At 61.7% G+C, this 20964-nt stretch carries 14 protein-coding genes and 1 tRNA gene; 7 read left to right on the top strand and 8 right to left on the bottom strand.

Annotated features, from left to right (window positions below; translation table 11 throughout):
- The first annotated feature begins 283 nt into the window (after positions 1-283).
- Complete coding sequence (locus HCK86_RS18395; RefSeq protein ID WP_176085948.1) at positions 284-3853, top strand: CHAT domain-containing protein; 3570 nt, start codon at positions 284-286, stop codon at positions 3851-3853.
- A 213-nt stretch (positions 3854-4066) separates the two neighbouring features.
- Here HCK86_RS18395 and HCK86_RS18400 read toward each other — a convergent pair.
- Positions 4067-4141, bottom strand: a tRNA-Gln gene (locus HCK86_RS18400).
- Positions 4142-4345: 204 nt separating this feature from the next.
- On the opposite strand from HCK86_RS18400, the gene HCK86_RS18405 reads away from it, so the two are divergent.
- Complete coding sequence (locus HCK86_RS18405) at positions 4346-5257, top strand: MBL fold metallo-hydrolase (RefSeq protein WP_176085949.1); 912 nt, start codon at positions 4346-4348, stop codon at positions 5255-5257.
- 12 nt (positions 5258-5269) lie between these two features.
- Here HCK86_RS18405 and ppdK read toward each other — a convergent pair whose 3' ends face one another.
- Entirely contained in the window at positions 5270-7942 is a 2673-nt protein-coding gene (gene ppdK / locus HCK86_RS18410) for a pyruvate, phosphate dikinase (RefSeq protein ID WP_176085950.1), read from the bottom strand.
- A gap of 261 nt (positions 7943-8203) precedes the next feature.
- On the opposite strand from ppdK, the gene HCK86_RS18415 reads away from it, so the two are divergent.
- The gene (locus tag HCK86_RS18415) at positions 8204-9088 is read left to right on the top strand and encodes a 5'-nucleotidase, lipoprotein e(P4) family (RefSeq protein ID WP_176085951.1); all 885 of its coding nucleotides are present in this window, start codon (positions 8204-8206) and stop codon (positions 9086-9088) included.
- A 78-nt stretch (positions 9089-9166) separates the two neighbouring features.
- Here HCK86_RS18415 and HCK86_RS18420 read toward each other — a convergent pair whose 3' ends face one another.
- From HCK86_RS18420 to HCK86_RS18435, 4 genes are all read right to left on the bottom strand, one after another.
- The gene (locus HCK86_RS18420) at positions 9167-9460 is read right to left on the bottom strand and encodes a hypothetical protein (RefSeq protein ID WP_176085952.1); all 294 of its coding nucleotides are present in this window, start codon (positions 9458-9460) and stop codon (positions 9167-9169) included.
- A 192-nt stretch (positions 9461-9652) separates the two neighbouring features.
- On the bottom strand, positions 9653-13135 hold the full coding sequence (locus tag HCK86_RS18425; RefSeq protein WP_176085953.1) for a chromosome segregation SMC family protein: 3483 nt from the start codon (positions 13133-13135) through the stop codon (positions 9653-9655).
- A gap of 180 nt (positions 13136-13315) precedes the next feature.
- Positions 13316-13990 (bottom strand): DsbA family protein, encoded by a 675-nt coding sequence (locus HCK86_RS18430; protein ID WP_176085954.1) that lies wholly within the window; start codon positions 13988-13990, stop codon positions 13316-13318.
- A 103-nt stretch (positions 13991-14093) separates the two neighbouring features.
- Positions 14094-14654, bottom strand: coding sequence for a DciA family protein (locus tag HCK86_RS18435; RefSeq protein WP_246739669.1), 561 nt, complete (start codon positions 14652-14654; stop codon positions 14094-14096).
- A gap of 91 nt (positions 14655-14745) precedes the next feature.
- Between HCK86_RS18435 and mutY the strand changes: the two genes are divergently transcribed.
- A complete protein-coding gene (gene mutY, locus HCK86_RS18440; protein ID WP_176085955.1) occupies positions 14746-15810 on the top strand; it encodes an A/G-specific adenine glycosylase in 1065 nt (354 codons plus the stop codon).
- 28 nt (positions 15811-15838) lie between these two features.
- Positions 15839-16453 (top strand): HAD family phosphatase, encoded by a 615-nt coding sequence (locus HCK86_RS18445; protein ID WP_176085956.1) that lies wholly within the window; start codon positions 15839-15841, stop codon positions 16451-16453.
- A gap of 253 nt (positions 16454-16706) precedes the next feature.
- Here the strand turns inward: HCK86_RS18445 and HCK86_RS18450 are convergent, their stop codons facing one another.
- The gene (locus tag HCK86_RS18450; RefSeq protein WP_176085957.1) at positions 16707-17840 is read right to left on the bottom strand and encodes a site-specific DNA-methyltransferase; all 1134 of its coding nucleotides are present in this window, start codon (positions 17838-17840) and stop codon (positions 16707-16709) included.
- A 210-nt stretch (positions 17841-18050) separates the two neighbouring features.
- Here HCK86_RS18450 and HCK86_RS18455 point away from each other — a divergent pair, with 210 nt between their 5' ends.
- Entirely contained in the window at positions 18051-18740 is a 690-nt protein-coding gene (locus tag HCK86_RS18455; RefSeq protein WP_176085958.1) for an HAD family phosphatase, read from the top strand.
- Positions 18741-18800: 60 nt separating this feature from the next.
- Here the strand turns inward: HCK86_RS18455 and HCK86_RS18460 are convergent, their stop codons facing one another.
- Positions 18801-19358 (bottom strand): hypothetical protein, encoded by a 558-nt coding sequence (locus HCK86_RS18460; protein WP_176085959.1) that lies wholly within the window; start codon positions 19356-19358, stop codon positions 18801-18803.
- A 196-nt stretch (positions 19359-19554) separates the two neighbouring features.
- Between HCK86_RS18460 and thrC the strand changes: the two genes are divergently transcribed.
- On the top strand, positions 19555-20955 hold the full coding sequence (thrC, locus tag HCK86_RS18465; RefSeq protein WP_176085960.1) for a threonine synthase: 1401 nt from the start codon (positions 19555-19557) through the stop codon (positions 20953-20955).
- Positions 20956-20964: the final 9 nt, after the last annotated feature.

Genomic DNA, 20964 nt, shown 5'->3' on the forward strand with positions numbered 1-20964 from the left:
CACGGATTGCAGGTGAAGCTCGAATATGACGGCAGCTTCGCCGATGGCTACCAGTCCCATGTCGGCTCCATCCGGCTCGGTTACCGGTTCTGAGAAAACAGGCGGGATAGAGGCAATGGTCATGCTCTGCTTTGCCAGGGCCGCCCTCGATCTGCGAAAGCGACGCCTCGCGGGCGAACCCGACCCGCTACCGTTGCGGGTCGCTGTCTATTCGATATGTTTGCGCCAGCGGAGAAGTTGCTCTAGATTTGGCTGATCCTAGGTTCCGCGAAGAGCCCGGCTCATGATCACCTTGCCCTGCCCTGCGTTTTCCCTGCCCCGCCCTGGACTGTCGATCCTGATCCTGTCGCTGTGGATCGGCAGCAGCGTCCCGCAGCAGCTTCAGGCTCAGGATTTCGACAAGGGCTATGCCGCAGCCATTCAGGGTGACTTTGCAACGGCCCTGCAGGAACTGGCCCCGTTGGCCGAAGCGGGCGAACCGGATGCGCAATTCGTGCTCGGCGCCCTGAATTACAATGGCAGCGGCGTGCCGAAGGATATGACCAGAGCCGAAAGCTGGTTTCTCAAGGCCGCCGAACAGGGACATGCCCCGGCGCAATTTGCGCTCGGCGTGCTCTATCGCGATGCATCCTCCGGCAGGCAGGACCTCGCCCGCGCCGCGTATTGGTATCGCATGGCTGCCGAGCAGGGGCATATGCAGGCGCAATCGACGCTCGGTTATCTCTATCAGAACGGTTTCGGCGTACCAAAGAACATTGCCGAGGCAATGCGCTGGTATCTGCTGGCTGCCGAACAGGGCGATGTCCTGTCGCAACGGATCGTTGCCCTCAACTATTCGATCGGCAACGGTGTGCCCGAGGATATGACGGAATCGCGCAAGTGGCAGCGCCGCGCAGCCGATCAGGGCGACGCGGCAGCCCAATATGAGCTTGGCAGAGATTATGAGACCGATGGCGATGTGGTGCAGGCCATGCACTGGTATCAGCTGGCGGCCCGGCAGGGCGAGCAGAAAGCGCAGGTCCGGCTCGGCTTCTTCGCTTACCATGGCCTCGGCCAGGCCGCCGATCCCGCGCAAGCCGCGCTCTGGTATCACCGCGCCGCCGAGCAGGGCAATGCGGAAGCGCAATCCCAGCTCGGGCTCCTGTACGAGACCGGACAGGGTGTGACCAGGGACGCCACCGCGGCCGCGGACTGGTATCAGCGTGCCGAAAAAGCGGGGATGAAAACCAATCCTGAGAGAGCGCTGTTCTTCTGGAGAAAGCAGTTGCGCGCGGCGGAAAAGGCTGAGGGCACCGACGGCAAGGCCGTTCTCGAGCCGCTCTGGAACATCGCGCTCGTCCTGACACGCGATCCAGAATTTCATGTCCCGCAACTCGAGCAAGAGGCGCGCGCGATCTTTGGCCGTGGCACCGGGCTGAGCCGGCAGCTCCTCGGCCCCGATCATCCACGGTCGCTCGAATTCGCCGGCAGCTATGCGGTGGCGCTGCACCATGCCGGCCGCAACGACGAAGCGCTGGAACTGAGCCGCGACACAGTGGAGCGCTCGCGCCGGGTTCTCGGCCCGACATCTGAAACGACCCTGATCCGGGTGGGAACGCTGGCGGCGATCCTCGCTGCCAGGGGCGAACAGGCGGAGAGCTATCGTATCCTGCTCGACGGGATAGCCACAGCAACCCGCGTCTATGGCGCGGACTCATCGCTGGTGACAACGGCGCTCGGTACCCAGGTCATGACACTGAATACGGATCAGCCGGACGCGGGCCTGATCAGCCTGTTCCGCTCGGCGGCGGCGGACAGTCTCCGGGAAAACGGGCGAACCAGCCCGAAATACATCTATATGCTCGGCAAGAGCGCGGCGCTGCTCGAAGCAAGTGGCCGCCATGCCGAGGCTTTGGCGGTGCGGCGCGACATCGTCGCGGCGCAGCAGGAACGCCTGCTGCTCAGTTCAACCATGGACGAGGTGCTGCGCCGGGCAGTCATCGGCGAGGCCCGCGCGGCAGGAACAGCGACGGCCGACGCGATCTGGGCCGCGCGTGACGCCCTGCATGACGGCGCAGCCGATACCAGCGCCGGGCCAGCAGAAGGACAGGACAATCCGCAGGATGCAGATCTTTCGGCCGAAGAAGCATTTCACGCAGTTCAGCTCGGGCAAAGCGGCGCGGCACTTGCCGTGGCCCGTTCCACCGCGCGGCTGGCGCTGCAGACTGCGGCGCTGAAGACAGGCTTCAGCGCCTTCGAGGCTGCACAGAAACGGGTACTGGCGCTGACCGAGGCCACAGACCGGGCTCTCGACCGCCGCGCCGCAGGGGATCAGATCGACAAGGACGAGATCCGGCGCCTGCAAGATCAGCGCGACGCGGCGGTGAAGACGGTCAACGCCCGCGCCGAGGCGCTCGCCACCGACTTTCCGCGGTTCTTCGACATGCTGGCGCCGCAGCCGGTTCGCATCGCCGAGATCCGCGGGACGGACGGTGCACCGCCGCTGCTGCGGGAAACCGAGGCGCTGATCCTGCTGATGCCCCCCCATGACGAAAAGCCGGGGCTTGTCTGGACGGTCAGCCGCGACAAGCTGGCCTGGGCCCCGATCAGCGTCCGTGAATCCGAGCTGCGCGCCGATCTGAGCCTTTTTCACAGAATGCTCAGCGGCAGTGGGGCGACCCGGCCCGATGTCGTCGCAATGCGGGCGCGGGGTGCCTTCAGCCTTGAAGAGGATAGCGAAGGGGTTGCAGGTTTCGACCGTGATTTTGCCTATCGGCTCTATCAGAAGCTGCTGGGCGATCCCGCGCTCCAAGCTGTGATCGCGGACAAGCCCGACTGGATCCTTGCGCCACAGGGGATGCTGCTCAGCCTGCCCTTCGCGCCGCTGGTGACCGCGCCACCGCCAGGCGGGAGAGCCGGAGATGCCGATCCCGCCGCCCTTCGGTCCACACAATGGCTCGGGGCCCGTCACGCGCTCTCGGTCATTCCCGCCATATCGTCGCTGCGCGCATTGCGCCAGGCCACGCCCCCTGCCGCCGAAAATCCCCCGCCCCGCGCCGACCGGTCATTCTTCGGGCTAGGGGACCCTGCCTTTGGCGGACGCTCTGGCGCTGACCGTGGCCAAGAAGCAGACGATAACGGTGATCTGTTCCGCTCGGCCGTCGCCAATCCCGATATCGTGCGCCGCCTGCCGCGCCTGCCCGAAACCCGTCGTGAAATCGAAAAACTCGCCTCTGTCTTCGGCGCCTCCGGGGACGCTTTGCTGCTGGGACAGGAAGCTTCCGAATCTGGCCTCGCCCGCGCCCAGAAAGACGGATTGCTGCCGCATGCGCGTGTGGTGGTGATGGCGACGCATGGTCTGATGGCCGGCGCCTTTGGCGGGCTCACCGAGCCGGCGCTTGCGCTCAGCCCACCCGTTTCCGGCGCGGCCACGATTGCCGCCGATGACGCTGCGGCAGCCGAAGCGGGCGCTGACGACGACCCCTGGATCGATGACGGGCTGCTCACCGCCTCCGAGGTGACCCGGCTCTCTCTCGATGCAGATTGGGTGATCCTGTCTGCCTGCGACACCGCAGCGGGTGAAGATCAGACACCGGATGCCGAGGGGCTCTCCGGTCTGGCGCGGGCCTTCTTCTACGCCGGGGCGCGTTCGCTTCTGGTGTCGCACTGGCCGGTGCGCGATGATGCGGCTTCAAAGCTGACGCCCCTTGCCGTCTCCGAGGCGGAACGCGAGCATGTCTCGCATGCCGAAGCGCTGCGGCGCGCGATGGTGCAGGTGATGAACGACCCCGCAACAGATGCGGAGGGACATTCGCTCGCCCATCCATCCGCCTGGGCCCCGTTTCAGGTCACCGGGGTCGATGCCGCCGAGTGAACGGGCGTCCCTCCTGGCGCGGACCCGAACGCGGGGAAATCGCGCGGTCCGCGGAGCTGACGGATCGGCGCGATCGTCTTCTTCTCGGGACAGATAGACGTCCGTGAACCAGCCTCATGTCGCGCTGTGCGACAGTCTTGTGCGACACAGCCGAACACCTGCACCGATATACCCAGTGAATCATAAATGATTTCAATGACGTGATGAAAGAGTTGGCTGGGGTGGCTGGATTCGAACCAGCGCATGCCGATACCAAAAACCGGTGCCTTACCGCTTGGCTACACCCCAGCACTATTGCGCGGACAGGCCGCGACAACCGCCGCCTCATAGCAAAGCTTCCAGAGAACGACAATCTTTATTCGGCTTTTTGGGACAGAAATTCGGCACCGTCCGTCCGACAACGCATCACTTGTATAAAGGATTGCTGCGCAAGCTTGATTTCTACCACGGCGCACCTTCATAACACAGACCGCACCCGCTGAAAGGATGGTCATGACCGAGCCGATCTTCGAGCGCAGTTTTGCGCCACGCCATGAAGAGCCTGTTGCCGTTGCTGACGGGATCCTTCGGGTTACCGCCGACAACCCCTCGCCTTTTACCTTTACCGGAACCAACAGCTATATCATCGGTGACGAAACGGTGATGGTGCTCGACCCCGGCCCGGCGGACGAGACCCATCTTGCCGCGCTTCTGGCTGCGATCGGAAACCGCCGCGTCAGCCATATCGTTGTCACCCACACGCATCGTGATCACTCGCCGCTGGCCGCCCGCCTGAAGGCTGTGACCGGCGCACCGGTTGCAGCCGAAGGCGGTCACCGTCCGGCCCGGCCGCTTCATCAGGGCGAAAGCAATGCCTTTGCCGAAAGTGCCGATATGGAGCTCGTTCCTGATATCATGCTCACGGATGCGAGCCGGATCGGGACGGGCAAATTCGTCCTGGAAACGGTTCTCACGCCCGGCCACACCGCCAATCATGCCGCTTTTGCCCTTGTCGGGACACCGATCCTGTTCTCCGGCGACCATGTCATGGCCTGGTCGACCACCGTCGTTGCCCCGCCTGACGGCGCGATGGCGGATTACATGATGTCGCTGGAAAAGCTGCTGGCGCGCTCCGAGAGCCGCTACCTCCCCGGCCATGGCGGCCCGGTCGAGGATGCGGCAAGCTTTGTTCGCGGTATTCGCTCGCATCGCCGGATGCGCGAGAGGGCCATTCTGGCGCGGCTGGAAGCGGGTGACCGGTTCATCGCCGAAATGGTCGAGGTGCTCTACCGCTCGACGGACCGCGCCTTGCACGGGGCGGCGGCCATGTCGGTTTTCGCCCACCTCGAAGCGCTTGTCGAAAGCGGCACGGTTGTCACCGAAGGCAACCCGTCCATTGCCGGCTCCTACCGGTTGACGGCGTAGCGCTGAGCGCAGTCAGCGCCGCCTGTTTCGGATCGCGGCCTGGGCTGCGGCAAGCTTTGCCGTCGGCACACGGAACGGCGAACAGGACACATAGTCGAGCCCGAGGCCTTCACAAAAGCTGATCGAGGCAGGATCGCCGCCATGTTCGCCGCAGATGCCGATCTGCAGCGTCGGCTTGGTCTGACGGCCGCGCTCGGCCGCCAGCTGCATCAATTCGCCGACACCGTCAAAATCAAGCGAGATGAAGGGGTCGCGCTCGATGATGCCCTTCTTCTGATAAGTCGACAGAAAGGCGGGCGCATCATCACGCGACAGGCCGAATGTGGTCTGCGTCAGATCATTGGTACCAAGCGAGAAAAACGCAGCCGTTTCGGCGATCTCGTGGGCGCGGAGTGCTGCGCGCGGCAGTTCCACCATGGTGCCGACCAGATAATCGATCTCCATGCCGCTTTCATCCATGACGCGGCGCGCGACCTCGTCAATGCGCGCCTTGACGTAGTCAAGCTCCGCGCGAAGGCTGACCAGCGGCACCATGATTTCCGGCACCACCGGTTCGCCCGTTGTCCGTGCCGCGGCAACGGCAGCCTCGAAGATGGCACGCGCCTGCATCTCGGCGATTTCCGGATAGGAAATTGCCAGCCGGCAGCCACGATGACCCAGCATCGGATTGAACTCGTAAAGCGCATCGATGCGCTGCCTGAGCGCCGGCGTTTCCATATCCAGCGCGACGGCGACATCCTCCAGCTCGCTATCGGTCTTGGGCAGAAATTCGTGCAGCGGCGGATCAAGCAGACGGATCGTTACCGGCTGGCCATGCATGATGGCGAACAGTGCTTCGAAATCGCCGCGCTGGATCGGCAGCAGCTGGTCAAGCGCCTGCCGCCGCCCCTCCGCCGTCTCGGCCAGGATCATCCGCCGCATCGTATGGATGCGACCGCCATCGAAGAACATGTGCTCGGTGCGACAGAGGCCGATCCCCTCGGCGCCGAATTCGCGTGCGGCCCGGGCGTCGCCCGGCGTATCGGCATTGGTGCGCACCTTCATCCGCCGTGCAGCGTCAGCCCATTCCATCAGCCGGCGAAAATCACCCGAAAGCGCCGGTTTCTGCGTCGGTGCCTGGCCCTTGATGACCCGGCCGGTCGAACCGTCGATGGTGATCAGATCACCGGCATGAAGCGCAACACCGCCCAGGCCATAGAGAATATTGGCATGGCGGTCGACCCGCATCGTGCCGGCTCCGGTCACACAGGGCACGCCCATGCCGCGGGCAACGACGGCCGCATGGCTGGTCATGCCGCCACGCGTGGTCAGCACGCCTTCGGCAACCGTCATGCCGTGAATGTCTTCCGGGCTGGTCTCGGTGCGCACCAGAATGACCTTGCGGCCCTCGCCATCGGCGGCAATCGCCTCTTCGGCCGAAAACACGATCTGGCCGGTCACCGCCCCAGGTGAGGCCGGCAATCCGCTGCCGATCAGATTGCCTTTATATTCCGGCGCTATCGTCGGATGCAGCATCTGATCCAGGGTCGCCGGATCGATCCGCTCGATCGCCTCCTCGCGGGTGATCAGCCCTTCATCGGCCAGATCCATCGCGATCTTCATGCCAGCCTGGGCCGAGCGCTTGCCCGCCCGGGTCTGCAGCATCCACAGACGCCCGCGCTCAATGGTGAATTCGAGATCCTGCATGTCGCCATAATGGCGCTCCAGCCTACCGGCAACCTTGACCAGTTCGCCAAAGGCAACCGGCATCAGCTTTTCCAGCGACGGCTTTTCTCCCCCGGAGGCGATGCGGCCCGCCTCGGTAACGCTTTGCGGCGTGCGAATGCCGGCAACGACATCCTCCCCTTGAGCATTGACGAGGAATTCGCCGTAAAGCGCCTTCTCGCCGGTCGAAGGGTTGCGGGTGAAGGCAACGCCGGTGGCGGAATCATTGCCAAGGTTGCCGAACACCATGGCCTGGATATTGACCGCCGTTCCCCATTCGAAGGGAATGGAATGCAGTGCCCTGTAGGTGGTGGCGCGGGCGCTGGTCCAGGAGGAGAAAACAGCCGAGATCGCCCCCCAGAGCTGCAGCATCGGATCCTGCGGAAAGCTTTCGCCCAGCTCTTCTTCCAGAAGCACCTTGTAGCGTTCGGTAATCTCCTTCAGCTCTGCGGCCGAAAGCTGCGTGTCGCTCTGATGTCCAAAGGCGTCAACCGCCTCTTCCAGCAGCTCCTCGAAAAACTCCGCGTCGAGCCCCATCACCACATCGGCATACATCTGGATGAAACGGCGGTAACTGTCCCAGGCAAAACGCGCATCGCCGGTGTCGGCGGCAAGCGCCTGAACCGTCTCATCGTTCAGACCGAGATTGAGCACCGTATCCATCATGCCGGGCATGGAGACGCGCGCACCAGAACGCACTGACAGCAGCAATGGCTGCTTGAAATCGCCGAAGCGGCGCCCGGCAATCTTCTCGATAGAGGCGATCCCCGACACGACTTCGTCTGCCAGACCATCGGGAAAGGTCTTGGCGTGATCGTAGAAGTACTGGCACACATCGGCAATGATCGTGAACCCGGCCGGCACCGGCAGGCCAAGTGACGCCATTTCGGCAAGCCCGGCGCCCTTGCCGCCCAGCCTGTCCCGATCGATGATTCGTCCATCCGTTTCGGAAGCACCGAAACCAAAAACCCAATTCGCCATATGACCGCCCGATCCGGAAGCCATGCCGCCGGATATGCCATTCAACCCTTTTGCGCCGACGTTAGTGCATCATGGTCGAAATGAGAATTGGTATTGCAGGGAAATTTTCCCTCCTCCCCCGAAAGACCAATGCCGCACCGGGGTCAGACAGATGCCGGAACATGGCAAGCGGATGGCCTGAAGGCCACGCTTGACCTTGCCGAAACACTGTCACAAACTTGTCATCTTCAACGATACCAGATTCCAGCAAGGGGAAATTTCATGTCCAGGTCAAACCTCCGTTCGGCGACCGTATTTTCCGGTCTCGCCACCTCGCTCACACTCGCATTTCTTGCATTTTCAGCTCCGGCATCGGCTCAGGATGCCACCGTCCCTCAGAACGATCTTCTGAACGCGACCGTATGGATGGAAACCTCTGTCGAATATAAGGCCACCGTCAGCGAGATCTTCAAGCTCGCCAAGATGCAGCTGGGCGATGCGCTGGCCGATACCAGCTGGACGGCTGTCGCCGACAAGCAGCCGGAAGGTTATGCCGATCTGCCGGTTGCGATTGTAACGGACCTGGACGAAACCATGCTCGACAACGGCAATTATGAAGCCTCACTGGTCACGCGTGGCACGAGTTACAGCTCCAAGGAATGGACCGACTACGTCAACAGCCAGACCTCCAAGGCCGTTCCCGGCGCACTCGACTTCCTCAACTATGCCGACAGCAAGGGCGTAAAGATTTTCTACGTCTCCAACAGAAAGGCGATCGAGAAAGACGGCACCGTCGCCAATCTCGAAAAGCTCGGCTTTCCGATGGGCGGCAATGTCGACACCGTGCTCCTGCGCGGGGACAAGGAAGAGTGGACTTCGGCCAAGGAAAGCCGCATCGACTACGTTGCCAAGGATTATCGGGTCGTCATGCTGATGGGCGACAATCTCGGCGATTTCACGGACAAGGCAGAGGGCACGCTCGAAGAGCGCCAGGCCTTCTTCGATGCGTCGGCGGATCACTGGGGCCACGACTGGATCATGCTTCCCAACCCTGAATACGGATCATGGGAGTCGGCCGCCTTTGGTGGCGACTGGTCGAAGTCGCCCGATCAGCGCCGTCAGGACAAGATGGATGCGCTCGATCCGTGGACCCCGGCCGCGCAGTAAATCACCGCTTCCCAACGCAAACGCCTCCGGCCGGACAGTGCCAGCCGGAGGCCGCAACGTCAAAATGGTGCAGGACCGCTATTTGTCGGACTGCTTGTCATCTGTGCCGCTTGGCTTCGAACCATGATGCCATGCCGCAAAGCGTTCCCGTTCCTGGTTAAAGCGCTGTTGCGCTTCCTCACGATTGGCCGGCGGATCCTGCAATACGATCGGCGACGGGTTTGTGTGCACTGCCGGAGATTGCGGCGGCGGTGATGGCGCGCGGCTACTCGCATTGCTGCCTTGAGACAGATAGCCACTGGACGCGCCAGTACCTGCTGGTGAAATTGCCATGTATTTCCTCCCTTGAAAAAGCCGCGCGATGGGGTTCATGCGGCACTCGTGGCCACCTCTCCCGCGATGGCCTGTGATTGGACTGCACTCTGCACTTGCAGTTTCGCGATCCAGCCGGATATCGGCCGATAACGGGCGGCTGCCCCTCCTGCGGTCGGCAGCATTGCCCGACCGCCCGGCCGGCACCGTCAAGCATCACAAACTGACATGTAATTTAAAAATCAGAAATCGTTATAGATTCAGCACCTGCGGCTGATCCTGTTCGACCATGCGTTCGGCGGTCTGCAGATCGACCGAGACCAGTTGCGACACGCCCTGTTCGGCCATGGTGACGCCGAACAGCCGGTCCATCCGTGCCATGGTGATGGGGTTGTGGGTGATGACCACGAAACGGGTTTCGGTCGAATTCACCATTTCCTCCATCAGATTGCAGTAGCGCTCGACATTGTGATCGTCGAGCGGCGCATCAACCTCGTCCAGCACGCAGATCGGCGCCGGATTGGTGAGAAAAACGGCGAAGATCAGCGCCATCGCCGTCAACGCCTGTTCGCCACCGGACAGAAGCGTCATCGTCTGCGGCTTCTTCCCCGGCGGGCGGGCGAGGATCTCCAGTCCGGCCTCCAGTGGGTCATCGGACTCGATCAGCTGCAATTCCGCCGTGCCGCCGCCGAAAAGATGCGTAAACAGGCGCTGAAATTGCTCATTGACCTGATCGAAGGCTGAAAGAAGCCGCTCGCGTCCCTCGCGATTGAGACTCTGGATCGCACCGCGCAGCTTGCGGATCGCGTCGATCACATCGTCACGTTCGCCGACAAGACGTTCAAATTCCTTCGAAAGCTCGGCCTGCTCCTCTTCGGCGCGCAGATTGACGGCGCCAAGCCGCTCACGCTCAACCTTGAAACGTTCCAGTGCGCGCTCAACGGTGATCGGTTCCGGCATAGCCTGATCGGGTCCAAGCCCGGTCAGGCGGAAAGCCTCATGGGGCGGCACCTCAAGTGCCTCGCGAATGCGCGCTTCGCTGTCTTCACGGCGCTGCCGGGCGGAAACCAGCCGCTCCTCGGCACGGCCGCGCTTTTCGCGCGCTTCGGCCAGTTCTAAGAGCGCCTGCGCGGCAACCCGGTCCGCCTCACGCTGCCGGGTTTCGGCTTCGGCGAGCCGATCGGCGGCATCGCGCCGTGTTTTCTCGGCCTTCTCAAGCTCGCGCGTCAGGGTGTAGCGCTGCTCTTCCATTGCTTCCGGCGCTTCCTGGAGCTGCTCCAGCTCGTCATGCGCTTCGGCCGAACGGGCTTTGAGCGTCGCGATCTGGTTTTCAGCGCTTTTCGCACGGTTCTGCCAGCTGCTCCGTTCCTGGGCGATCGATGCGACACGGCGTTTGCGCGCATCATTCTCGCGGATCAACCCGTCATGACGCGCCCGCGTTTCCGCCAAAGCGCCGCGCAATCCCGTCACCTCGGCCTGCGCCGCCGAAAGCCTCATGTCCAGCGCCGAGAAATCGCCAGCGTCTTCCAGCGCTTCGGACACGGTTTCCATCCGCGCGGCAAGATCCTCAGCCTGAAGGGTGAGCTGGCTGACGGTCTCAGCCACAACATCGCGGCGGCGCAGCAGATCCCCTGCGGCCTTCTCCGCCTCGCCAAGCGCAAGCCGTGCATCCGCCGTCATCCGGGATGCCGCCCTGAGCCGCTCACGTGCGTTTCCAAGACCCTGCTCAGCCACAAGCGCCGCCTGTGCGGCGGCATCCTGCAGGCTGACGGCTTCTTCCAGCGCGATTTCCGCCTCATCGCCTTCGGTTTCCAGTGCCATGAGCCGGTTGCGCTGCGCCAGCCGCAGCGCTGCCGCACTCGGCGCATCGGCCCCGGCAACATGGCCGTCCCAGCGGTAGACGGCTCCGCTTCTCGTCACCAGTTGCTGGCCCGGCCTCAGGATCGCCATCAGCGCCTCGCCCTGGCCATCCTCGATGAGACCGATCTGGCGAAGCCGGCGTTGCACCTCTTCCGGTCCTTCGATCAGGCCGGCAAAGCTCTTTACCCCTTCAGGCAGAGGCGGATCCTCATCGCCTGCACCATTGCCATGCCAGAAAGCAGCTGCCGACGGATCGAGCGGCGATTCCAGGTCATCGCCCAGCACCGCGCCAAGCGCCGTCTCGAAGCCGGGGCGAATGCTGATCAGCTCGGCCAGCGGTTTGAAAGCACCCGATGCAGCACTGGCCGCCAGCATGGACGAAATGGTCCTCGCTTCGGTCTCGATCGCGGCAAGCCGCGCCTTTGCCGCTTCGACCGGGGCGCGGGCGGCTATTTCACGCTGCCGCGCAGCGGCGAGCCTCGCCTCGGCCGTCTCAAGCGCCGCATGCGCATCCTCTTCGGCAAATTGCGCCGCTTCCAGGGCGTCGCGCCGGGCCTCAGGATCCGGCAGGGCGGCAATCTGCCCGGCAATGGCGGCGAGTTCTGCTTCGCCCTGCCGAAGCTGCTGATCGAGCCGCTGACGCCGCGCTGAAAGATCGGCAAGTGCCCGCTCGCGCTCGGCGCGGATGGCCTGCGCCTCGGCACGTTCGGCCGTCAGCGCCGAAAAGCGCTGCTCTGCCTCGGCCAGCGCGGTGGCAGCGTCGTCCATGGCATAGCGAGCCTCTTCAAGCGCCTCTCCGGAATAGCCGATCTCCTCGGTCAGCTCGGCCTCTTCCTGCGCCAGCCGCGCAAGGATTGCGGCATTGTCATCGATCATCGCCTGTTCGCGGCGGATATCCTCGTCAAGCTGCACCAGCCGCCGTGAAAGCTCATCGCGCCTTCGCAACACCCGGCCGGCATCTTCCTCCAGCTGGCGGCGTGCGATCTCAAGGCGCTGCATGGCTGCGGCGGCTGCGACTTCCGCATCACGCAGCTGCGGCATGGCAAGACCGGCGACCGCCTGATTTTTCGCCGCCTCCATCTGCCGGTTGGCCTTTTCCGCAACATGAACGGTCAGCTGGTTGAGCAGGCTTTCAGCCTCCCCCTCCTGCGCCTTGGCATCGGCCCAGCGCAGATGCAGAAGGATGGCCTCATGGGCACGAATATCGGCCGAAAGCGCCTTGAAACGCACGGCCTGACGGGTCTGGCGCTTCAGACTGTCGATCTGGGTCGAGAGCTGCGCAGTCACATCATCAAGGCGTTCGAGATTGGTTTCGGCTGCACGCAGGCGCAGTTCCGCCTCGTGACGGCGCGAATAGAGGCCGGAAATACCCGCAGCCTCTTCCAGAAGCTGGCGTCGTGCCTGCGGCTTTGCCTGGATCAGCTCGCCAATCCGCCCCTGACCGACCATCGAGGGCGAACGCGCGCCGGTGGAGGCATCGGCAAAGAGCAGCTGCACGTCCTTGGCGCGCGCTTCCTTGCCATTGATGCGGTAGACCGATCCCTGTTCGCGGGCGATGCGCCGCGAGACCTGGATCTCGTCACTATCGTTGAAGGCGGCGGGTGCCGTGCGATCGGAATTGTCGAGCGAAAGACCGACCTCGGCAGAATTGCGCGCCGGACGGTTGCCCGAGCCGGAAAAGATCACGTCATCCATGCCGGAGGCGCGCATATTCTTGTAGGAATTTTCGCCCATCACCCAGCGCAGCGCTTCAACCAGATTGGATTTGCCGCAGCCATTCGGGCCGACGACACCAGTCAGGCCCGGCTCGATCACGAACTCGCTGGGCTCAACGAAGGATTTGAAGCCGACAAGGCGAAGCCGATTGAATTTCATGACCGTCCCACCCCCATGATCTCGGGGCGCAGCCGGCAGGCAGGGTCACGAAATTGCTCGTTTGCTGTGTTCGAAAGAAAGAAGGTGGAGGCATGCGCAAACCGGCCCGTCCCGGTTCTTGCCGGCCGAAAGACCGGCGCACGATATCGGCCGCGCGCCGGCGTGGTGACTGACGCGTGTTCAGAGCATGCTGTTAATGAGGGCTGACATTGTGTCAACCGGCATGTCTCCCGCATATTTTTCGCCATTGATCAGGAAAGTCGGGGTCGCGTTGACACCAAATTCCTTTTCGGCGCGATCTCTGATGGTGTTCACATCATCGAGAAGTTTCTGATCGGTCAAGCAAGCCTGGAAGCTTTCCTGTGTAAAACCGGCAAGCTTGGCCATTTGCAGCATTGCAGCCGAACCATCCTCGGCCGTGGCCCAGGTGCGCTGCTGCGAGAACATCAGGTCAACGAAGGGCAGATATTTGCCGTTCGGGGCGCAGCGGGCGAGCATGAAGCCGGCCATGGCACGCGGGTCGAAGGGGAATTCGCGGAAGATATAATAGACCTTGCCGGTATCGATATAATCCTTCTTGATCGCCGGATAGGTGACCTTCTGGAAGTTTTCGCAATGCGGGCAGGTCAGCGAATAATATTCGATGATCTTGACCGGCGCGTTCTCGTCACCCTCGGTAATTTCCGGCAGCGGCCCCGGCTTCAGCGCCTCGGCCATGTCAACCTTGCCGATGCTGTCCGGCAGCTTCGCATCTTCGGCAAAGGCCGTACCGCCGGTCGAAAGAAGAGCGGTTCCAAGGCTGCCCATGGCAAGGCCGCCAAGCAGCGTCCGCTTCGTCATCTGGATTTCAGGCATGTCATGTCTCTCGTCAGTAAGGTTGGTCTGTAAATTGCGATATCGGTCAATCTGCCAGTGCACAAGTGCTTGCCGAACAACGATCTTCAAAGATACGTGACCGTCATGTCAGGCTGCGGGGCGTCAGGCCCCTCTTTCTGTTTTCGGTCAATTTGCGCCGCCGCTCGTCGTCCTTGACGCCGGTGGCAAGCCGCAAAATGGCGGCCTTGAGCCTGTCCGATTCGATATCGGCGAGCTTTTCGTCCAATTTCATCCGCTCGGCCTTTGAAAGAGGCTGAAGCTTGCGCCGGCTCGGACCGGCCGGCTGAACCGGTTTTTGCACGATGCGGATGCGGTCAATGGCGGCAAAGCCGAAAAAGCCATTGACGCGGTGGATCAGTTCGTCCTGCCCGTGGGAGAGAAACAGCGCGCGCGCGCCTTCGCAGGCAATCGTCAGCGTGCCGGGACGGAAGGTATCGTCATAGGATTGCGAACGCTGCGGCCAGACGATTTTCTCGGGCCGAGAATAATCGGCATAGGCGTCGCCGGCGATCTCTTCCCAGGCATTCAGCAGTGAGGTACTGATGCCGGCGCGGCGCGCCAGAATGGGATCGATGAGTGCATTGGCCACATCGGCGATCTGATTGACATTATCCCTGCGGCCGTGCTTCATCGCCCCGATCATTCCCCATATTCCGGCAAAACCATGGCTTCGCCGTCAAAAATCGCGACAAACATAGGGCGTTTTGCGGCAAAAGGAAACGCTTGAGCTCTTCATGAATGTCATCGCACAGAAGCTTCTGGACTGGTATGACCGCCATCACCGTGTCCTGCCCTGGCGGATCGGCCCCGGCGACAAGGCACGCGGCATCCGCCCCGACCCCTATCATGTCTGGCTGTCGGAAATCATGCTGCAGCAGACCACCGTTCAGGCGGTAAAACCCTATTTCGCCAAGTTTCTCGAGCGCTGGCCGCGCGTTGGCGATCTCGCTTCAGCCGAGACCGACAGCGTCATGGCCGCCTGGGCGGGACTTGGCTATTACGCCCGGGCCCGCAATCTCAAGAAATGCGCGGAAACGCTTGCAAGCGCGCATGGCGGAACCTTTCCCGATACATTTGCCGGGCTGAAGGCCCTGCCCGGCATTGGCGACTATACCGCAGCCGCCATTGCCGCCATCGCCTTCGACAGGGCGGAACCCGTGGTCGACGGCAATGTCGAGCGGGTCGTGACCCGGCTCTTTTGCATCGAGACGCCACTGCCTGCGGCAAAACCGGATATCCGTGAAAAAACGGCGGAGATCACGCCTGAAACCCGCCCCGGTGATTTCGCCCAGGCAATGATGGATCTCGGCGCAACGATTTGCACGCCGAAACGCCCGGCCTGCGCGCTCTGTCCGCTGAACGGTGAATGCGGGGCGCTGAAAGCCGATGATCCCGAGCGCTTTCCGCTGAAGGCGAAGAAGGCTGACCGCCCGGTCCGGCGCGGTGCAGCCTTTGTGGCGATCGCCCCAGATGGCGCGATCCTGCTGAAGACGAGACCTGCGACCGGACTTCTCGGCGGCATGGATGAAGTGCCGACGACGGCCTGGAATTCACGGCGTGACGGCGAAACAGGAAAGGCCGCCGCCCCGTTTGCCGCAAGCTGGCTGCCCTGCGGCGAGGTCATCCATGTCTTTACCCATTTCGAATTGCGGCTTTCGGTTTTCCGCGCGGCCACCCCGCGTCGAAATGTCGAGGGCGGCCGTTGGGTTGCGAGCCGCGATATCGGTGATCAGGCCTTGCCAAGCGTGATGAAAAAGGCGATCACCCAGGCCATTCCGGATATTTTCAAGGCCCAGTAAGGTCGCGTGACCAGTGAGGACGAGTGAAATGACAACCGAAATACGCCACATCGTTTTCGACATCGGCAAGGTGCTGGTGCATTACGATCCCACCCTGCCCTTTCAGCACATCATTCCGGATGAGGAAAAACGCAAATGGTTTCTCGCCAATGTGTGCAGCCATGAATGGAATCACGAGCAGGACCGCGGCCGATCCTGGGCCGAAGCCGAGGCTGTCGCCATTGCCGCCTTTCCGGACGAAGAAGACAATATCCGCGCTTTCCGCAAATACTGGCACGAAATGCTGCCCTATTCCTATGATGAGAGCGTCGAGATCCTGAAAGCGCTGCTGGCGGGCGGCTGGGACATCACCATGCTGACCAATTTCGCACCCGACACCTTCAAGGAATGCCGCAAGCGCTATCCGTTCCTGGAACTGTCGCGCGGCATCACCGTTTCCGGCGAGATTGGCATGGTCAAGCCCGACCGCGATATCTTCGATCATCACGTCGCAAGCTTCGGGCTGGATCCGGCAGCTACGCTGTTCATCGACGACACGCTGGTCAATGTCGAGGGTGCCAGGGCCGCCGGCTGGCAGGCGGTGCAGTTCACCGACGCTGCAACCCTGAAACGCGATTTCGAGGCGCTCGGAATCCGCTACTAGCGCATCGGCTTGAAAACCGGAATCGATTTTCGAAAAGAACGATACGTAGTTTCAACAAGATAGAGCGTCCTGGTACGTCCAAAAGGACACACGGCGCTCTAGATCACTTTCTTTCCGCGATAAAAGACATCGGGCCCGGATTGATCCGGGCCCGAGCGTCGGCCGTGCGTGGTTCGGAGGTCATGAACTTTGACGCGGCTGGCAGGGATATCTTTTTTGAAAACCCGTCCCGGTTAACGGGAAACGGGCGCTGTCAGAGTGATGCTGCGGCCATTTCGGCGCGAACTTCAGCACGCAGACGATCGATCGGGAACAGTTCACCACCCTCTTCGAAGTGCCAGAAGGTCCAGCCATTGCAGGCATCGAGCCCCTGAACCTTCGCGCCAAGACGGTGGATCGAACCGGCATCGGCCCCGCTTGCAAGCGTGCCGTCGGCGCGCACCACCGAGCGGTAGCGGCCATTGGCCGAGACCAGAACCTGGCCCGGCGACACCATTCCGCTTTCCACCAGCGTGACGAAGGCAACGCGGGGTTCCGCTTTCTTGCCTGGCAGCGGCTTCAGCATCGGCGCCGCCATCGGCTCAACCGCATCGATGCGCTGACGCGCTGCGTCGATATAGGTCTGCTCGCGCTCGATCCCGACGAAATGGCGACCCAGCCGCTTGGCAACGGCCGCCGTCGTGCCGGAACCAAGGAAAGGATCGAGGATCACATCGCCCGGCTTTGTCGATGACAGAATGACACGGGCCAGCAGGGCTTCGGGCTTCTGGGTCGGGTGCACCTTCTTGCCGTCCTCGCCTTTCAGCCGTTCGCCGCCGTTGCAGATCGGAAACAGCCAGTCGGAGCGCATCTGCACATCGTCATTGGCGGCCTTCATCGCATCGTAATTGAAGGTATAGCCCTTGGCATCGGCGGAGGGTGACGCCCAGATCATGGTCTCATGAGCATTCTGGAACCGACGGCCCTTGAAGTTCGGCATCGGGTTCGTCTTGCGCCAGACAATGTCGTTGAGAATCCAGAAGCCGAGATCCTGCAGCATGGCGCCGACGCGGAAAATATTGTGATAGGAGCCAATCACCCAGATCGTGCCGGTTGGCTTGAGCACGCGGCGGCAGGCCAGAAGCCAGGCGCGGGTAAAGGCATCATAGGCCTCGAACGAGGCAAACTGATCCCAGGCATCATCGACGGCATCGACCTTGGACTGATCCGGCCGGTGAAGCGTGCCGCCAAGCTGCAGATTATAGGGCGGATCGGCAAAGATGACATCGACCGAGTGGTCGGGAAGCGCTTCCAGAGCGGCAACACAATCACCCTTGATGATCGTATCGATCCACGAGGTGCTGGATGCATTTTTGACATGCGCGGAAAGGGCCGTAACCGGAACCATAAGATACTCGCCTCAACTCGTACTCGACACAGACTTACACACATGAATGTCGTTGAACTTGGTTACCAAAGCCTGAATGCGGCGTGAGAAAATCGCATCCTGCATGGCCGGGCTTCGCGATTGGCACGGCTCACGCATTGTCCTTTGGCCATGCTTCATGTAGTCAGACGCTATGTTCTGGCCCTATTTTCCAACGAAAGCGGATTTTGCATGAGCAGCTTTGATCTGATCATTTTCGACTGTGACGGTGTTCTGGTGGATTCGGAATTTCTCGCCGCCCAGGTAGAATCAAAACTGCTGACAGAGGCCGGCTATCCGATTACCGCGGGAGAGATCGGCGAACGCTTCGCCGGCATGACCTGGCGCGACATCCTGCTCTCCGTCGAAAAGGAAGCCAGCATTCCGCTGCAGGCAAATCTGATCGATCAGTCCTACGTCATTCTGGATGAGCGGCTGAAACGCGAACTGAAAGCCATTCCTGGCATTCGCGAGGCCGTGTCGGAGCTGTCCGAGCCGCGCTGCATCTGCTCCAACTCGACATTGGAACGCCTCGACATGATGCTGACCAAGGTCGGGTTGATCGACCTGTTCCAGCCGAATATCTTTTCCGCCGAAAGCCTCGGCCCTGACCGGGTCAAGCCGAAGCCGGACATTTTCCTGTTTGGCGCTGAAAAGATGGGCGCCGACCCGAAGAAGACCCTGGTGATCGAGGATTCGGTTCACGGCGTCATGGGCGCAAAGGCCGCGGGCATGCGCGTTGTCGGCTTTACCGGCGGCTCCCACACCTATCCCTCCCATGCGGACAGGCTGACCGATGCGGGCGCCGAAACCGTCATCGCCAGAATGAACGACCTTCCAGCCGTTGCCACCGCGCTCCTGGAGTGGTCAGGCACGCTGTAAAAACGCTTATTTGAACAACAGAGAAAAGGCCGGCTCCGAAGGGACCGGCCTTTATCAATGCTACTTGCCGACACCGACATAGATGCGGGCAAGCGGCCCGGCCGTCGGCGGCAATATGAGATCCGTCTTCTTGAAGATGAACTGAGTCGTCAGTGTATCGGCAGGCAGGTCCACCGGCTGCGTAACGACCTGATCGTAGAAGGTTGTCTTGCTGTCCTTCATCACGACATGGATCGGAACATTGATGGTTCCGGCCTTTGCCTTGGGGCCTCCGACAATGCGGCCCTGGACAGCAATATTGGGCGAAAGCGCCTCACCCTGCGCGGCAACATCGCAACTGCGGATATAGGCCCCCAGCGAGACCTGATAGACGAGATCATCCGGCTTGGTCGAGCTGGCCGGGGAGTAGACCCGGATAAAGGCGTGATCGTCGTCAAGCATGACCGGCGGGCAGATGCGCGCGAGCGCGGTCAAATTAACGCCGGCCGTGACGGTTTCAGCAGGTTTGGCTTCAGGTTCGGCCTGTTTCGTGGTGGAGCAGGCCACAAGTGCAGGAAATACCAGCACCGCCGCAAAACGGCTCAAGGAGCGACTTGGCACGACAAACATCCCTTTCATCGGTTCATTCCGGTAAGCAGGGCTTTTCAACCCAATCCGCTTTGGTCTATATCAGCGCCCGCAGCAAAAATCGATTGTCTAGCGCATTACACGCGCAAGACCGTTACCAAAACCCGATCACACATGCCAGCAGTCAGACGATGCGCTAACAGTCTGGTATGATCAGGTAAACGTGGCAAGCACGAAGGGGTTGTCCGTGGAATATGTTTCAACGCGGGGCGAAGCCCCCTCACTGAAGTTTTCCGATGCGCTTCTCGCGGGCCTTGCCTCCGATGGCGGCCTTTATCTGCCGGTGGATTTTCCGCAGTTTTCGGCAGCGCAGATCCGCGCCTTGCGCGGCAAGCCCTATGCCGAGGTCGCCTTTGCGGTCATCAAGCCCTTCATCGATGGCGAAATCGCCGATGACGTGCTGAAGGCCATGATTGACGATGCCTACGCGACCTTCCGTCACACAGCGGTCGCTCCCCTCGTCCAGAGTGGCGAAAACACCTTCATCCTCGAATTGTTCCACGGCACCACCCTCGCCTTCAAGGATGTTGCAATGCAGCTTCTGGCACGGCTGATGGATCATGTGCTTGGTGAGCGCAACGAGCGCGCCACCATTGTCGGCGCCACCTCCGGCGATACCGGCGGCGCCGCCATCGATGCCTTTGCCGGCAGTGCGCGGACCGATATCTTCATCCTGTTTCCGCACGGCAAGGTGTCGCCGGTGCAACAGCGCCAGATGACGACGTCGAAGGGCGAGAATGTGCATGCGCTGGCGATCGAAGGCGATTTCGATGATTGCCAGAACCTCGTCAAGGCCATGTTCAACGACACGCCCTTCCGCACCGGCATCAAGCTTTCGGGTGTCAACTCGATCAACTGGGCCCGCATCATGGCCCAGGTCGTCTATTATTTCACGGCTTCGCTTTCACTCGGCGCACCGGATCGTGAGATCGATTTCACCGTTCCGACCGGTAATTTCGGCGATATCCTCGCCGGCTATGTCGCCAAGCGCATGGGGCTTCCGGTCGGCCGTCTGGTGATCTCAACCAATGCCAATGACATTCTGGCCCGCACCCTTGCCACCGGGCGCTACGAGATGAAGGGCGTTGCCGCGACGACCTCGCCATCCATGGATATCCAGATCTCCTCCAATTTTGAGCGGCTGCTGTTTGAAGCTGGCGGCCGCGATGCCGGCGCCGTGCGCCGTGCCATGGCAAGCCTGAAACAGTCCGGCGCTTTCGACATCGAGGCCGAAACCCTGACGGAGATCCGGAAAGACTTTGCCGCCGGACGCGCGGGAGAAGACGAGGTGAAGGGCGAGATCGCCCGTACACTGAAGGAAACAGGTTATCTGGCAGACCCGCATACGGCCGTCGGTCTCTATGTCGCCCGACAGCATATGCGCGCCGAAAATCCGATGGTCGTGCTCTCCACCGCCCATCCGGCCAAATTCCCAGACGCAGTAAATTCGGCTTGCGGTATTGACCCGGCGCTTCCATCATGGCTTGCTGATCTGATGGACAGGGAGGAGCAGTTCCATGTCCTTTCCCCGAACCTCGAAGAGGTCGAGAGTTATATCCGTGCGTCCGCGCGGGTCGGACGTTCATAACGAGGAAAG

This window comes from Martelella sp. HB161492 (assembly GCF_013184775.1).
Classification (GTDB): Bacteria; Pseudomonadota; Alphaproteobacteria; order Rhizobiales; family Rhizobiaceae; genus Martelella.